Annotated in this window: 16 protein-coding genes; all 16 read right to left on the bottom strand. The window is 44.3% G+C overall.

Annotated elements, in window-relative coordinates:
- Positions 1-321 precede the first annotated feature (321 nt).
- Complete coding sequence (gene codY, locus HP399_RS12990) at positions 322-1,101, bottom strand: GTP-sensing pleiotropic transcriptional regulator CodY (RefSeq protein WP_016743316.1); 780 nt, start codon at positions 1,099-1,101, stop codon at positions 322-324.
- Positions 1,102-1,141: 40 nt separating this feature from the next.
- A complete protein-coding gene (gene hslU, locus HP399_RS12985; protein ID WP_304502543.1) occupies positions 1,142-2,539 on the bottom strand; it encodes an ATP-dependent protease ATPase subunit HslU in 1,398 nt (465 codons plus the stop codon).
- A 20-nt stretch (positions 2,540-2,559) separates the two neighbouring features.
- A complete protein-coding gene (gene hslV / locus HP399_RS12980; RefSeq protein ID WP_015891764.1) occupies positions 2,560-3,102 on the bottom strand; it encodes an ATP-dependent protease subunit HslV in 543 nt (180 codons plus the stop codon).
- 15 nt (positions 3,103-3,117) lie between these two features.
- Complete coding sequence (gene xerC / locus HP399_RS12975) at positions 3,118-4,059, bottom strand: tyrosine recombinase XerC (RefSeq protein WP_173617414.1); 942 nt, start codon at positions 4,057-4,059, stop codon at positions 3,118-3,120.
- 61 nt (positions 4,060-4,120) lie between these two features.
- On the bottom strand, positions 4,121-5,434 hold the full coding sequence (gene trmFO / locus HP399_RS12970) for an FADH(2)-oxidizing methylenetetrahydrofolate--tRNA-(uracil(54)-C(5))-methyltransferase TrmFO (RefSeq protein WP_173617413.1): 1,314 nt from the start codon (positions 5,432-5,434) through the stop codon (positions 4,121-4,123).
- 39 nt (positions 5,435-5,473) lie between these two features.
- Positions 5,474-7,552: a type I DNA topoisomerase gene (topA, locus tag HP399_RS12965; protein WP_173617412.1), complete on the bottom strand. Its 2,079-nt coding sequence runs from the start codon at positions 7,550-7,552 to the stop codon at positions 5,474-5,476.
- A 106-nt stretch (positions 7,553-7,658) separates the two neighbouring features.
- Entirely contained in the window at positions 7,659-8,777 is a 1,119-nt protein-coding gene (gene dprA / locus HP399_RS12960) for a DNA-processing protein DprA (protein WP_173617411.1), read from the bottom strand.
- A gap of 134 nt (positions 8,778-8,911) precedes the next feature.
- Complete coding sequence (gene sucD, locus HP399_RS12955; RefSeq protein WP_007719376.1) at positions 8,912-9,814, bottom strand: succinate--CoA ligase subunit alpha; 903 nt, start codon at positions 9,812-9,814, stop codon at positions 8,912-8,914.
- A 44-nt stretch (positions 9,815-9,858) separates the two neighbouring features.
- The gene (sucC, locus tag HP399_RS12950) at positions 9,859-11,019 is read right to left on the bottom strand and encodes an ADP-forming succinate--CoA ligase subunit beta (RefSeq protein WP_007719385.1); all 1,161 of its coding nucleotides are present in this window, start codon (positions 11,017-11,019) and stop codon (positions 9,859-9,861) included.
- Between the two features lie 186 nt (positions 11,020-11,205).
- Positions 11,206-12,261 (bottom strand): hypothetical protein, encoded by a 1,056-nt coding sequence (locus HP399_RS12945; RefSeq protein ID WP_173617410.1) that lies wholly within the window; start codon positions 12,259-12,261, stop codon positions 11,206-11,208.
- 36 nt (positions 12,262-12,297) lie between these two features.
- Positions 12,298-13,191, bottom strand: a complete 894-nt coding sequence (locus HP399_RS12940) for an AlbA family DNA-binding domain-containing protein (RefSeq protein ID WP_173617409.1) — start codon at positions 13,189-13,191, stop codon at positions 12,298-12,300.
- Between the two features lie 84 nt (positions 13,192-13,275).
- Complete coding sequence (locus tag HP399_RS12935) at positions 13,276-13,614, bottom strand: SCP2 sterol-binding domain-containing protein (protein WP_173617408.1); 339 nt, start codon at positions 13,612-13,614, stop codon at positions 13,276-13,278.
- A 71-nt stretch (positions 13,615-13,685) separates the two neighbouring features.
- Positions 13,686-14,000 (bottom strand): YbjQ family protein, encoded by a 315-nt coding sequence (locus HP399_RS12930; RefSeq protein WP_048033469.1) that lies wholly within the window; start codon positions 13,998-14,000, stop codon positions 13,686-13,688.
- 123 nt (positions 14,001-14,123) lie between these two features.
- The gene (locus tag HP399_RS12925; protein WP_173617407.1) at positions 14,124-14,936 is read right to left on the bottom strand and encodes a CBS domain-containing protein; all 813 of its coding nucleotides are present in this window, start codon (positions 14,934-14,936) and stop codon (positions 14,124-14,126) included.
- Positions 14,933-15,289: a hypothetical protein gene (locus tag HP399_RS12920; RefSeq protein ID WP_017249346.1), complete on the bottom strand. Its 357-nt coding sequence runs from the start codon at positions 15,287-15,289 to the stop codon at positions 14,933-14,935. Before HP399_RS12920 ends, HP399_RS12925 begins: the two co-directional genes overlap by 4 nt.
- A 29-nt stretch (positions 15,290-15,318) precedes the next feature.
- Positions 15,319-16,041 (bottom strand): EAL domain-containing protein, encoded by a 723-nt coding sequence (locus tag HP399_RS12915; RefSeq protein WP_173617406.1) that lies wholly within the window; start codon positions 16,039-16,041, stop codon positions 15,319-15,321.
- Between the last annotated feature and the right edge of the window lie 395 nt (positions 16,042-16,436).

The following is a 16,436-nucleotide window of genomic DNA, read 5'->3' as shown; positions in this document are numbered from 1 at the left end:
TTTCCTGTATTTTCGACATCCTAATACGATTCAATCATAGCAAAATCAATTTGGACAAAAAAGCCCCTTTTCATGACGTTTTTCAAAATGATTCAATGGGACTAAATCCCTTATCTTTCCTGTTTTTTTACTGCATTTTACAAGGAAACCATATTCAAACCATCGTAAATGTCGAGGCAAGCATTAAAATTCAACATATAATTTATGGTAATAATGTGTCGTTTCTTGAAATAACTAGGACTAAAGTCCCATGAAGAAAGGTGCAGCAACATGAGTTGCTACACCTTTTGTTTACTTCCGTGTAACTTTTGGCAAGGTATATTACGAGGTTTTGAGCTTCTCCAGTTCAGGCAACAGCTTTTCATTCAGCACTTTAATGAAGGTACCTTTCATTCCCAAAGAACGGGATTCGATAACACCCGCACTCTCCAGTTTACGCAGTGCGTTTACAATTACGGAGCGAGTAATCCCTACGCGATCCGCGATTTTGGAGGCTACGAGCAAGCCTTCTTTGCCTTCGAGTTCTTCAAAAATATGTTCAACTGCTTCCAACTCACTATAAGAGAGGGAACCAATCGCCATTTGCACAACCGCTTTGCTGCGCGCTTCTTCTTCGATTGCTTCAGAACGCTCGCGCAAGATTTCCATACCTACTACAGTTGCCCCTACTTCTGCAAGAATCAGGTCGTCATCGACAAATTGATCATTAATGCGACCCAAAATCAGCGTACCGAGACGATCTCCTCCACCCATGATTGGAACGAGCGTCGTCCAACCTGTACGGAATACTTCTTTCATTTCAACTGGGAAAATGGTGTATGGGCTATCTACATCCAGGTTCGCAGATGTTTCATCTACTTTCAGTAACCCCATGCTGTACTCTTCTGGAAAACGGCGTTCTTCCAGCATTTTGCGCATACGGCTGTTATCCATCTCTTGATGAATCGCAAAGCCGAGAAGCTTTCCTTTGCGGCTTACAACATAAGTATTTGCTTCGATAACGTCACTCAAAACTTGGGACATTTCATTGAAGTTCACGGCATGACCCGCGGATTTTTGCAACATGCGGTTAATTCTTCTTGTTTTTGACAGTAGATCCATCTGTATTTCCTCCTAATTATATGTGCTGCCTATCCAATGTTTATAAAATATATTGACTCAAGTCTTTGTTCCCCACGATTGTACCTAATTTCTGTTTGACATAATCGGGGGTAATCTGTACTACTTCTAGGTGGATTTCTGGGGCTTCAAAAGAGAGATCCTCCAGTAGCTTCTCCAATATGGTGTGCAATCGTCTAGCACCAATGTTATCTGTGCTCTGATTGACCTCAGCAGCGAGACGAGCGAGTTCCTGAATGGCTTCCGGTGTAAATTCAACACGCACACCTTCTGTTTCCAAGAGGGCAACGTACTGCTTAAGCAACGCGTTTTTAGGCTCAGTCAAAATTCGGACAAAATCTTCAACGCGCAAGCTAGTCAGTTCCACCCGAATCGGAAAACGGCCTTGCAATTCAGGAATTAAATCTGATGGCTTTGCCATGTGAAAAGCACCAGCTGCGATAAACAGAACATAATCTGTTTTGACAGGACCATACTTAGTCATCACAGTTGAGCCTTCCACAATCGGTAAAATATCACGCTGGACCCCTTCACGGGATACATCCGGGCCACGCCCATCCTTACCCGCAATCTTGTCAATTTCGTCAATGAAGATAATACCGTGTTGTTCAGCTCGACGAATTGACTCCTGCGTAACTTCGTCCATATCCACCAGTTTTTGCGCTTCCTGCTGAATTAATACCTTTCGCGCATCTTTTATTCGCAATTTTCGTTTCTTCATCCGCTTAGGCATCAGGCTACCGAGCATATCCTGCATTTGCATCCCCATTTGTTCTGTACCCGGAACCTGGAACATGTCAAACATCGAAGGTGATTGATCTTCGACTTCAATCTCAATCATTTGCTCTTCTAACTGGCCATTCGTCAATTGCCACATGGTTTGTCTGCGTTGCTGCTGGATCGATACTTCTTCTTGATCAGAGGTATCCTCCTGCTGTTGCTGCTGTCCACCAAAGAACATCTCCAACGGATTTTTGAACGAGTTCGACTGCTTGCGAGATGGGACAAGCACGTTCACAATCGCTTCATTCGCAAGCTTCTCGGCTTTCTCTTTCACCGACTCTACTTTTTCCTGTTTGACCGTACGGATAGAAGCTTCCACCAGATCACGGACCATCGATTCCACATCTCGTCCTACATAACCGACTTCCGTAAACTTCGTTGCTTCTACTTTAATAAAAGGAGCACCTGTCAGTTTTGCAATCCGACGTGCGATTTCCGTTTTTCCAACACCAGTAGGTCCGATCATCAAGATGTTTTTTGGAACAACCTCTTCAATCATTTGCTCTGGCAAACGACTTCGACGATAGCGGTTGCGAAGCGCTACAGCAATGGCTTTCTTGGCTTGTGCCTGCCCGACAATGTATTTATCCAAATGCTCTACGATCTTACGCGGGGTTAATTGCTCAAGATTCAGCACAGCAGGTTCCTCCCTTTCGCTCAATTCAACTCATCCACAACAAGATTGTTGTTTGTGAACACGCAAATTTCAGCAGCGGTACGAAGTGATGCTTCCGCAATTTCACGTGCGCCGAGATGAGGCGCATATGTTTTCAATGCACGACCTGCTGCAAGGGCAAAGCTACCGCCAGAACCAATTGCAAGAATCCCATCATCAGGCTCAATGATTTCGCCATTTCCGGAGATAAGCAACAAATGCTCCTTATTGGCAACAATCATCATTGCTTCCAAACGACGCAAAATTTTATCCATGCGCCACTCTTTCGCCAGCTCTACAGCAGCGCGCTGCAGATTGCCGTGGTACTCCTCCAGCTTTCCTTCAAACTTCTCAAAAAGCGTAATGGCATCCGCAACAGAGCCAGCGAATCCTGCTAAAACTTCGCCGCGATATAGACGTCTTACTTTTTTGGCACCGTGCTTCATTACCATGCTGTTGCCAAAAGTAACCTGACCATCTCCGGCCATCGCTACAGACCCATTGTGCTGTACAGCAAATATGGTTGTTGCGTGAAACTGTTCCATCACTGATTCCTCCCGTTATGTCCGATTGGCGGAACCTGTATTGCCCGGGTTTGCTCGTGGGTGAGCGGTGTCATATACATGCCGAAGTCGCTCTTTGGTCACATGCGTGTACACCTGTGTCGTTGAAACATTGACGTGGCCCAGTAATTCTTGCACGGTACGCAGATCAGCGCCACCGTTCAACATATGGGTCGCAAACGTATGACGAAAGGTATGTGGTGAAACCCGCAATTGAAGAGCGTACGTATCTACGTATTTGTCTACAATCCGCCGAACACTGCGGTCGGATAACGGTTCTCCCCGATAGTTAACCAGCAAATTGCCGTGTTCTACTTTTCCAGCCAACAGTTTTTCTCTTCCATGTTCTAGGTATTGCCGAAGAACGTCGCAGGCATAACTTCCAACCGGCACATACCGTTCTTTCGCTCCTTTTCCATAAACCAATGCGACTCCCATGCTCGGATTCACATCATTCACAGATAAAGTGGTGAGCTCCGTAACGCGCATGCCGCTTGCATACAACAGTTCAAAAATCAGCCGATCACGAATTCCCAGTGGAGTAGTGGTATCAGGCAGATCGAAAAAAGCTTGAACTTCTTGCGGATATAAAAAGGAAGGAAGTTTCTTCTCCATTTTGGGAGTGGAGACTAGTTGAAATGGATTCTGTTCCAGTTGATCTTCACGCAACAGAAATCGGTACAAGCTACGCAAACTGGATAGCTTGCGGGCAATACTTCGTCGGGAAAGCCCCCTGCCAGCCAATTGCGCGAGAAAGGAGCGACCATGCAAATAAGAAACAGCAGCAAATACGGTGATTTGGTGCTGTTCCATAAAGGAGACAAATTCGCTGATATCTGCCACATACTGCTTCACCGTATGAGGAGAGGCGTTTTTTTCAACTCGCAAATAGCGGGTAAACATCTCAATATCCGCAGAATTTTGTTGCGAAATGTCCATACGGGATGCACCCTCCTCGAAGCACCTATATAGTAACACAGACGAAAATCGGATATCAATGTTAATTGTGTCGTTCTTGTGTAAAATTCTGAATTGTATCTAGCGCCCGCTCAGCGAGCTTTTCATTTTTCAAACGCTTGTCTCGGATTCTTTCTGGCCATTCTGGTACCAAGCCAAAGTTTGCGTTCATTGGTTGGAAATGCTTTGGATCTGCCGTTGTAATATAACGAGCCATGCTGCCCATAATTGTTTCTGGTGGAAGCTCGATCAATTCTTCCCCTTTTGCGAGTCGTGCTGCATTTATCCCCGCAAGCAAACCAGATGCCGCTGACTCTACATATCCTTCTACACCAGTCATTTGACCAGCAAAGAAAAGTGTTTCCCGGTCTTTATACTGATACGTAGGATTCAACAGTTTTGGCGAGTTGATAAAGGTGTTGCGGTGCATCACACCATAACGAACGATTTCGCAGTTTTCCAACCCAGGAATGAGTGAAAAGACTCTTTTTTGATCCGGCCATTTCAAGTGGGTCTGGAAGCCTACGATATTATACAATGTCGCAGCACTATTGTCCTGACGAAGTTGTACAACCGCGTAAGACTTTTTACCTGTCCGCGGATCAACCAGACCCACTGGCTTCATGGGACCAAATGTCATGGTTTTGTGACCACGCTTTGCCAATACTTCAATCGGCATGCAGCCTTCGAAGAAAATTTCCTTTTCAAATTCCTTCAATGGAACTGTTTCTGCAGAGATCAGCGCATCATAGAAGCGATTGAACTCCTCTTCTGTCATCGGGCAGTTCAGATAGGCTGCTTCACCTTTATCATATCTGGAAGCAACGAACACCTTGTTCATATCAATCGAGTCTTTCTCGATAATGGGCGCTGCTGCATCATAGAAGTACAGATATTCTTCACCCGTCAGCTCTTTTAACTTTGTAGACAAAGCTGGAGAAGTAAGTGGTCCCGTCGCAATTACGACAATCCCTTCAGGAATTTCGGTAATCTCATCCGAAATGACCTCCACTAATGGATGATTACGAACGGCATCTGTAACATGAGCCGCGAACTCGTGTCTGTCTACGGCAAGCGCGCCTCCAGCTGGAACCGCGCAACGATCTGCCGCATCGATAATGACAGAGTTCAGTCGACGCATTTCTTCTTTTAATACACCCACTGCATTCGTCAACGTGTTAGCACGCAATGAATTACTACATACCAACTCTGCAAATTTATCGGTATGGTGTGCAGGCGTTTGTGTCTTCGGTCTCATTTCATACAGCTTTACTTTTACACCCGCCTGCGCGATTTGCCATGCTGCCTCACTACCAGCGAGACCAGCGCCCACTACTGTTATTGTTGGTTGTGACATGCTGTTAATCCTCCAAACTACAAAATCGAATCAAGCTGCTTAGGAGTCTGCCTCTTCTTGATAATCACACTTCGTACAAACAATGCTAACTCCTTGCTTCTTGCGCTTTTTCTCCACGAGCATGCTGGAACATTTTGGACAAGGTCTGGCAATCGGTTTGTCCCACGATACAAAATCGCATTCCGGATATTGATTACATCCGTAAAAAATACGACTCTTCTTAGATTTACGTTCGATAATCTCTCCGGTTTCACACTGCGGACACTTTACACCGATATCTTTTACAATCGGCTTCGTATTTCGGCAATCCGGGAATCCGGAACAAGCTAAAAACTTGCCGAATCGGCCAAGCTTATATACCATCACACGGCCGCAAAGCTCGCACGATTCATCCGATTCTTCGACTTTCAGCTCTACTTCTTTCATTTCTTCTTCTGCAACAACTACGCGCTTTGCAAAGTCTTGATAAAAATCGTCCAGCACCTGCACCCAATTGGTGGCTCCTGCTTCGATATTATCCAAGCCCGATTCCATATGCGCAGTGAATTCTACGTTGAGAATCTCCGGGAAAAACTCCTCGACAAGCGTGATCACAATCTCACCCAACTCGGTCGGGACGAATCGCTTCTCCTCTAATGCTACATAGCCACGCTTTTGAATGGTTTCTAATGTAGGCGCATAGGTAGACGGACGTCCAATTCCCATCTCTTCCATCGATTTAAGCATGCGCGCTTCGGAGAATCGAGGTGGTGGTTGTGTAAAGTGCTGACTCGGCTCGATTTCTTTTTGTTCGAGGATTTGTCCTTCTTCAATAGGCGGAAGGAAGCTTTCTTCTTCTGCGCCATCATCGTTTCCTTCAATATATACCTTCATAAATCCAGGGAACTTCACTTTTGATCCTGTTGCTCTGAAGGTAACTCCACCTGCGTCAATATCTACGCTCATCGTATCAAGAACAGCAGATGACATTTGACTGGCGAGGAAACGCTCCCAGATTAATCGATACAAGCGCAACTGATCTCTCGACAAGTATTCCTTAATTTCATCCGGTGTACGTATCACACCTGTTGGACGAATCGCTTCATGAGCATCTTGAGCATTTTCGTTTTTCGCCTGATTGCGTGGCTCAGATAACACATAGTCTGGACCATATTTCTCAAGTATGTATTCTCTTGCTTCGTTCTGTGCAGTTACAGATAGGCGAGTAGAGTCTGTACGCATATAGGTAATCAAACCAACTGCGCCTTCTTTATTGCCAACGTCGATCCCCTCATAGAGCTCTTGAGCAATTCGCATGGTCTTAGAAGTGCGGAAATTCAGCTTACGCGCTGCCTCTTGCTGTAAAGAACTCGTTATAAAAGGAGGTGCAGGATTGCGCTTGCGCTCACGCTTGGTTACCTTTTGTACCACATATGGTTTGTTCTTCATTCGTTTCAATACCGCTGCTACATCATCTTCCGAATGAAGCTCCATCTTTTCATCGCCATAACCATAGAACTTCGCGTTAATTTCTTTACCGTCGCTGATCAATGTACTCGCAATTGTCCAATACTCTTCCGGGATAAACTCTTGGATCTCCCGCTCACGATCCATGATAAGCTTTACCGCAACCGATTGAACACGTCCGGCACTCAAGCCTTTTCGAACCTTTTTCCATAAAATTGGACTGATATTGTAACCAACGAGTCTGTCGAGAATGCGACGTGCCTGTTGAGCATTTACCAAGTCCATGTTTATGTGTCGTGGATGCTTGAACGCTTCTTTAATGGCATCTTTGGTAATCTCATTGAATACCACACGAAGCGGTTGATTCAAATCGAGACCCAAGTATTGTGCCAAATGCCAAGCAATTGCCTCCCCTTCGCGATCCGGGTCGGCTGCGAGATATACTTTTTTCACTTTTTTAGCGGCATCTTTTAAGCCCTTCAATACATCGCCTTTGCCGCGAATGGTTATGTATTTGGGTTCAAAATTATGTGTAACGTCTACACCCATTTGACTTTTCGGCAAATCGCGTACATGCCCGATAGACGCTTTCACGATATATTTACTACCCAGGTATTTTCCAATGGTTTTGGCCTTCGTAGGGGATTCTACGATTACTAGCGTATCAGCCATTTTTTTCCTCCCCTTTTAGTAAGGAATCTTCCCTATTATTAAATACCCTCATCCGGTTTGTCAAACACTTGTGCCTCTAAGCATTGCCAAAAAGCTACCGGATATGCTATCGCCGTGCAAAATAACCGCCAGGAAGTGCCACAATGGCCCCTTTAGCTTCCAAACGAATGACCAGCTGATGTAGCATCCTGCGTTTGTCTTTTTCTAAGCTGCTCATTAACTCATCCAGATGAATTCCATCATATGTTACGGCTTCCACAATAGCTTTTTCTTCATTAGATAAGGGAATGACATCGGTTGCATTGCTTTTCACGACCTGCTTCATCTGCCCAGCTTCTGGAAGATGATGTTTGATTTCATGCCATATATCGCTACTGCACGTTACTAGCTTTGCACCTTGTTTGATCAAGTTATGCGGTCCTGCACTCATCAATGAAAAAATCGGACCAGGAATTGCAAAAACTTCCTTGCCCTGCTCAAGTGCACAGTCTGCCGTAATCAAGGATCCGCTTTTTTCTGCTGCTTCCACCACTAATACACCGATAGACAGTCCACTTATGATACGATTTCTCTCTGGAAATAATCCAGAAACAGGTGGAATATGAGGAGGATATTCGCTGAGGAGTAGGCCAAAAGATTCAATTTCGCGATAAAGTTCTCGATGTCGAGAAGGATAAACATGATTCATTCCGCAGCCGAGCACGCCAATAGTCTTACCCCCTGCTTTCAAGGTAGCTTGGTGAGCCTCCGCATCAATTCCATACGCTACCCCTGAGACAATGACAAGACCTGCTTGTACCAGTTCTCGGACAAAAAAGCTACAGCTCGCTCTTCCATATGGTGTCGGTTTGCGCGAACCAACGACGCCAATCGACAATTTTTCCAATAATGTGTGATCGCCACGATAAAACAACGTCCATGGAAAATCAGGGATATTGCGGAGCGAAACAGGATAAGCATCGTCAAAAGGACATAAGAAGCGCGTTCCCTCTTCTTCACGCTTTTCCAATAGTGCCATTGCTGAAGCTACATTGCTATGCTTGTCAACCTGCCCAGTGATCAAGGGAGTCAATCTGAGCTGACGTGCCAGTTCATGCCAATTTTCGACGGCAACCTGAAAAGAACCTGTGATTTCAAAGATTTCTCGGATTTTCCTTCTTCCCAAACCTGAAATCATCGTAAACACATACACCCAGTCTCTCTCGTCGAGCTTCGCCTTTTCCACTCCAAAATCCTCCTTCATCCCGATCACAATTGTCACTGCAGACGGTATTGAAAGCTATTCTATCGAAAGAAAGAGGCTGCTTCAAAAATAAAAAAGTGGACAAGCCTAAGCCTGTCCACTTCTGTCTTATCTGCTTACTTGCCCATTACTTTCTCGAGCATACCGCGCTCTTTCAGCAATTCAACAAGTGTTTCACCGATAACTGCAGGTGTTTTCGCTACGCGAATACCGCATTCTTCGAGCTTCGCGATTTTCTCAGCAGCTGTACCTTTACCGCCAGAGATGATCGCACCAGCATGGCCCATACGTTTTCCTTCAGGAGCAGTTTGTCCTCCGATGAAGCCTACAACTGGTTTTTTCATGTTAGCAGCGATCCACTCTGCTGCTTCTTCTTCCGCAGTACCACCGATTTCACCCAGCATGATAACTGCTTCTGTGCCTGGATCTTCGTTGAACATTTTCAGTACATCGATGAACTCCATACCTTTTACTGGGTCTCCACCGATACCTACAGCTGTGGATTGACCAAGGCCGCGAGTAGAAGTTTGGTGAACTGCTTCATACGTCAAGGTACCGGAGCGGGATACGATACCCACTTTACCTGGAACGTGGATGTAACCAGGCATGATACCGATTTTGCACTCACCTGGAGTGATTACGCCAGGGCAGTTAGGACCTACGAGAAGGGTTTTCTTGCCTTCCATGTAGCGCTTAACTTTTACCATGTCCAGAACTGGGATACCTTCTGTGATGCAGATTACCAGATCCAGTTCAGCGTCAACTGCTTCCATGATCGCATCAGCAGCGAAAGGAGGAGCAACGTAGATAACGGATGCAGTTGCACCAGTTGCTTCAACCGCTTCTTTTACTGTGTTGAAAATTGGAATACCGTCAACTTCGGTTCCACCTTTACCAGGTGTTACACCGCCCACCATTTGTGTACCGTATTCAACGGCTCCGCGAGTGTGGAACAGACCAGTTGCACCCGTAATCCCTTGCGTAATTACTTTTGTATTTTTATTAACGAGAATACTCATCGCGTAATTTTCCCACCTTTTTTAACGTATCTACTCGAAATATCTTACTTCACCAAGGATACGATTTTCTCAGCACCATCCGCCATAGATTCTGCAGCTACGATGTTCAAACCGGACTCATTGAGGATTTTCTTACCCAAATCTACGTTTGTACCTTCGAGACGTACAACGAGAGGTTTGTCCAATTTGATTTGTTTTGCTGCATTCACTACGCCGTTTGCGATAACGTCGCATTTCATGATGCCGCCGAAGATGTTGACGAAAATACCTTTTACTTTTTCGTCACGGAGAATAATTTTAAACGCTTCCGTTACTTTCTCTTCAGTAGCTCCGCCACCAACGTCAAGGAAGTTAGCCGGGTCTCCACCGTAGAATTTCACGATATCCATCGTTGCCATCGCCAGACCTGCACCGTTTACCATGCAACCGATGTTACCATCAAGTGCGATGTAGGACAGATCGAACTTGGAAGCTTCGATTTCTTTCTCATCTTCTTCATCCAGATCGCGCAGAGCTACGATGTCAGGGTGACGATAGAGAGCGTTGCTGTCGAAGTTCAGTTTCGCATCCAGTGCCATTACTTCACCGTCGCCAGTTACAACCAGTGGGTTGATTTCAGCGATAGAAGCATCTTTATCAACAAAAGCTTGGTACAAGCTCATCATGAACTTGGCAGCTTTGTTAATCAATTCTTTTGGAATGTTGATTGCGTAAGCCAGGCGACGAGCTTGGAAGCCATTCAGACCTGTTACTGGATCAACTACTTCTTTGAAGATTTTTTCTGGATTGTTTGCTGCTACTTCCTCGATGTCCATACCGCCCTCTTCGGAAGCCATCATTACAACGCTTCCAGTAGCACGGTCAACTACTACACCAACGTAGTATTCTTTCTTGATGTCGCAGCCTTGCTCGATCAGAAGGCGCTTAACTTCTTTACCTTCTGGTCCTGTTTGATGAGTAACCAGTACTTTACCAAGAATTTCGCTGGCATATGTACGAACTTCATCAAGATTTTTTGCAACCTTTACACCGCCAGCCTTACCACGGCCACCAGCGTGAATTTGCGCTTTTACTACGTTTACTTGGGTGCCCAGTTCTTTCGCTGCTTCAACAGCTTCTTCCACTGTGAAAGCTACGCGTCCTTCAGGAACTTTTACACCGTACTGCTTAAGTATCTCTTTACCTTGATACTCATGAATGTTCATTCTCCATCCTCCTATGGCAGATAAAGATCGGCAGGCTTTTAGACCGGTTCAAAGACGTCTGTCTTTTTCCGGTCATAACCTCCACTATCAGTGCAACGTTACTATTCTACGACAAAAACTGCAAAAGTGGTAGTAATATGTTCTGTTTATCGTGACCAGAAATGCGAAACTTCATGAGGAAATTCCTCATTTTCGTAGAGATTGAAACAATTTCCACTGTTTTTCAGCGAGTTCATCGTGAATGTACCAAGTTTGGTCATACTTAAAGTAACGTGGATATAATTCAATTCTCTGTTCTGTATCATTCACCAAAAAATGAAGTTCGTATTGTTTTGAGCCCAGATCTTTCGGTAGAGCATTTAGTGGATCTGCATTTTTTAGCAATCGGACGGATTGATGGGCAATACCTTGCTCGATCGTCGTTTGGGTGACATCCAACTCTGAGTCTTTGACGTTCATTTCGCCATTTGCTGTGATGCGAATCCGTGTAGATTTAAATAACTGGTCGATTCTGTCTTCCTTACGATTGCTTGGCGGCATCCATTCCGTTAAGCGCGAAAAGAGGCTACCCTCTACGTGAAAGAAAAACGTTTCTCTCCCAAAGGGAACCGCAATCAGCGTCGGCGTCAAAATGGCCACTTCAACCGGTTTGTCAGCAGAATTTATTCTCATCCGATAGTTTGGGTAGAGTGGATACTGTTTGCTGCGACTGTCCAACTCTGGAACTGCCGATCCCATTACTTTCCTGATGTATTCTGCTTCTGCTTCGTTCAACACGCGCGCCTGACCAAGGTCCTCTGCAGATAAACGCACGCTCTGAATTTTTTGTGAGAGCACTCCTTTGCCAGTTAACTTGTTTACCCACTGATAAAAATAGCTGGCACCCGCTCCACGATACGTATGTCCTCCAAACTCACTTGCCGATTCCCCCACTGTCACAACGAGTGGAGCCTGCTGAGTTCGGTAGAGAACAAGTGTAAAACGTACATCTTCTTGCTTTAAAGGCTCGGATGATATTTGTAAATCTTGTCCCTGTCCGGACAGTTCTTGCAAAAACAAGCGCAAGTCCACTAATACTTCCTGTCCATCTGTTGACATCACCGTTACTTTTTCAACCGCACCAAGTTCTGTCTCAATATGATCTTTCATGTCATCAGAAACCTTGCCTGGCTGTGCACAGCCAGAGACGAACAAGCTACTCACCATCATAACCAGTAGACACGTACGTAAAGACGATATCACGCAGTAACCCTCCTCGTGTATTCCTGTAAGATAACGCTACAGAAGTCCCAATCGACGGCTGATCTCACTGCCAAGCTTTCGTTTCACGTAAATTTCACCAATTTGGTGCGGATCTTTCACGACAACAGAGCGATTGTTCGTACGGATCACCACATACTTTTCATTGTTTTTGTCCAAACCACAAATCAAATCAGATGAGGCTTCTACAAAGATAGCTACCACTGTTTTCCCATCTATTTTTTTCAACGAAATTTTTGGAAATGGGGTCACAAACGGTGACGTCTTATCTTGGATGTATTGCGTAATGGCAAGAATGTATTTGTCCGGGTCTCCATACTGCTCGATCTCATGATCAATCCCGCACACTGTCCCCTCATCTGAAATGCCTAAAAATAAGTTCCCGTTGTTTGAATTCGCAAACGCCACAATAGACTTAATAATTCCCGTCTTCGAATAAAGAAAGTCGCGTTTGAATTCAATCATGTCGTTCTCACCAAGTTTTGTTGCTGTTACGGGATCATCGATTCGGCCTAAATAGCGAAAGCGACTAATGGCGCCTAAGCGATAGACGTATTCTTCAAATATATCAGCAGGCAGCGAAAGGTCTTCTATGCTTGCATCTGTGTTTTGCCACAATTTATATGTTTGTGGAGCAAAGCACATGTCAAACAATACGTTTCCACCGAGCGAGCGTATGTTCATACCGATGGAAGCAGGCATGATCTTCCCCGGCTGATATGGGGCATCTGTTTCCACTTCCAATACTCCTGAATGAATTAAATAATCGAAATAATGACGCGGTAATTGTGCATGATGCTTTAATAACTGACGTTCTGGCTTGGGTCGTCTGATTTCTTGATAAAAATCAAAACGCACAGATTGTTCTTCCAGTTGGCTTACCATCGCAATCAATGAACAAATATGGCGCATGTTTCCCCTCGTTTTATGTTAGAGTAGGTGTCATTGTTTGGTCATATTTTAACGCAACCTTTTAAGAATTGACTAGTTTTTTCGTTATTTTTCTGATTGATAGTGATGTAAAATTGTTTGCAATTTAAACGAAAGTCCCATTTCTCCGCTAATTTTTAGCTTACCTGTTACAAAAGCAACGGTGGGATTCAAGCGTCCCTCTACGAGCTTAATAAAATCTTTGTCAGACAACTCCAGCTTGCAGCCTGCTTCCCTTGTCACACCCAGCTTGTAGTCCGCTTGATTATCGGCAAAAACAACCTCGTAGGTGCCCACCTCTTCTCCACTTAGGACAAAATGGTACACCGCATGTACTCCTGCGATCCCTTGTGGCTGGGCGTTTATTCTATCCGATAAATCCTGAAGAGTTTTTTGTACTTGCATGGTCACTTCTCCTTGCATTCTATGTAGTAGCACCCCTTTAGGTAAAAAAAGAAAGCCGGGTGTTTACCGGCTTACTTCACACGTACAGCTGTGCCTGTGGCAATAACCATCATCATACCTTCTCGCAATGTTTCGAAGTCGAGATCAACCCCAATCACTGCGTTTGCACCTAATACCCGTGCTTTTTCTTTCATTTCACGCAAGGCCAGTTCACGACCTTCTGAGAGCTTGCTCTCATATGAGCCACTTCTGCCTCCGATGATGTCCGTAATCCCCGCGAGAAAGTCACGGACTACGTTTGCACCCATGATCACCTCTCCACTGACAATATCCAAATACTCCTCCACTTCTTTCCCTTGGATCATGCTGGTAGTAGTTACAATCATGTCATTGCCTCCTCATATCGATCTATTCACAATATGTATTACGTACCATAAAATAATCGGTTGCAAAGAAAGATCTTAGCCTGTCCAAAAGTGTATGCGCATTGCTGGCAAACTATACTTTTCCTATCCCACTGTGGGAGTAAGTGTTTTGGATAATTTGGCAGCTGAGGAGCCTAAACTTGCTTCCGCGATTAATTCCCGCCACGATCTGGCGAAGAAGTCTGGTGTTTGGTACCCGTTCACATGACCAACAGCTGCAGATACGAAGATATCCAGAACGTTTGTTGGACGTTTAATGAGCGTAATGTATTCCTGAATCTGTTCATCGGAAATCGTAGAGATCAAAACAAACTCGTCCCCTGCATAACGACATAAGTAATCTCCCTGTTCTTCAGCTAATGAAGAGAGGACCGAAGAATAGGTGCGGATGACATCATCCCCAAATGGATGGCCATGCAGCTTATTAATTCGACCAAAGTCGTTCAAATCGATGAAAAGCAAATGGAAAGGTTTTCGCTCCTTTAAAAAATTTTCCCCAATAAACTGGATATATGGAGCGCGATACAAACCCGATAATGGGTCTCGATATTCTGCTATTTTCATCTCTACGATTTCTTTTGTGATGAATCCGATCAGTTGATCCTCTTGTTTGACTAAAGCAAGCCCATTTTGTTCTTGATGAAGCGCGTGATAGGCCTCCCAAACATTGTGATTGGCTGACAGATAGAACGGCTGACTACTCATGGCATCGGCAACGATTCGGTTTGGATGAGCTGACAAAACATCTCTCGTCGTAACCATTCCCAGTACCTCTCCGTGATCCATGACAACTAACGAATCAACATGAGATTCGTTCATTCGCTCCGCCGCATAAGAGACACTTTTGTCAGAGGTGATGGTACAAATCGTCGTCGTCATGATGTCGGAGATGTTCATAACAGATCCACCTCTCGTTGAACAGACAATGCTATTTTCAACTCAGATCGCAGAACCATAGAGTCGCTAATCATACGCTCTGCCTCTTCCAGAATGATTTTCATCAACAATTTTTCATCAATCATTTGCAAAAGGGTATTTCTTAACAAAACCGCCTCAATCTTTGGATGATTCATTTTCAGTAAGGTAAACTGCTCTGGTGAAAGTGCATCCGCCATTCTCCTTACTGCCTCAGGACCAATTGGTGCTTTCCGTCCGATGATCAACAGATCTTGCATCGGAGGGACTTCAAACTCGGATATTTTTAAGGAAAGCGTTGCCTTCCGCGAATATACGTTGTTATCACTAGCCATAAAAATTCCTCCAATTCTGCATTGCCCTCTTATTCGTCCGGCAAACTGCCTGGTTTACCAAACAAGTACCCCTGGCCGATTGCAACGCCCAATAAAGAAGCACAAGCAAAATCCTCTTCTTCTTCAACTCCTTCGAGAATGAGTTGAGGTGCATCTTTGCAAAAATCGACAAACAATTTTACAGTCTTTTGCTTTTCTAATGAACTCGAGAGCTCTTGCGAAAAAAAGCGATCAATTTTAATGTAATCAGGCGAGATATCTTCAATTTTACTGAATATGTTTGCGCCATCTCCGACATCATCCAACGCAATTAGGAACCCCAACTTTTTCAATTCAGCTATGCGTCGTGTAAAAACGGGTTCGCTCCAGCATTCTCCTTCCATAATCGATTCGTTGATCTCCAAAACGATTTGGGTTAAAAAGGGACGAAAGGAACCAGCGATATTTTGAATGAAGCCAGGAAATGTGTCTTCTATTATGGTAGAAGGAAAAATATTCACAAATAAAAGCTCGTTTTTGTGTTCAATCGACGAATGAAAAAAAGTCAAGAGCGCATAATGCAGGGAATGAGCGTCGAGTTCTGGTAGCTTTTTGTTTTCCTTCGCCAAAGAAAACAATGCCTCTGGATGGATCCCCGCTTTACTGCGAAGTAATACTTCATACCCTATCCTACTTTTCTCAGGAAGCTGACATATGGGCTGAAATGCGTGGTAGTACTCTTTTTTCTTAAATAATTCTGCAATGCTCTCCATCAATTTTCCTTTCCCTTTCCTAGCAAGTATGAACACAAAGAAAAAGCTTCTTCCATGCGCGAGATATTCTGCGCCATGGAAGTGCTGGGAAATGTACCTACATGCACGAGCAAAAGAAATTCTACTCTCTCTGAATATTTCTAGTCATAACACCAACTAGGTAATAAAGATTACAAATAACAACAGACATTTCGACAATATATGTCTTTGTCCCTACATATTCGCCAGCATCTTGCATATTCCTTTCCAGATCATACTAATTGTTTCAAATTAATTAGGAACATTGTACGTATAATGGCTATTTTCTATCGTTATATTTTCGCAAAATGATAGATGTATCAAGTAATTCCACAACTTGTAAACGCACTGAATCACATGAAATAAATGATAATAAA

It is taken from the genome of Brevibacillus sp. DP1.3A (assembly GCF_013284245.2).
GTDB lineage: Bacteria > Bacillota > Bacilli > Brevibacillales > Brevibacillaceae > Brevibacillus.
This window is presented reverse-complemented; position numbering and strand designations above follow the sequence as displayed.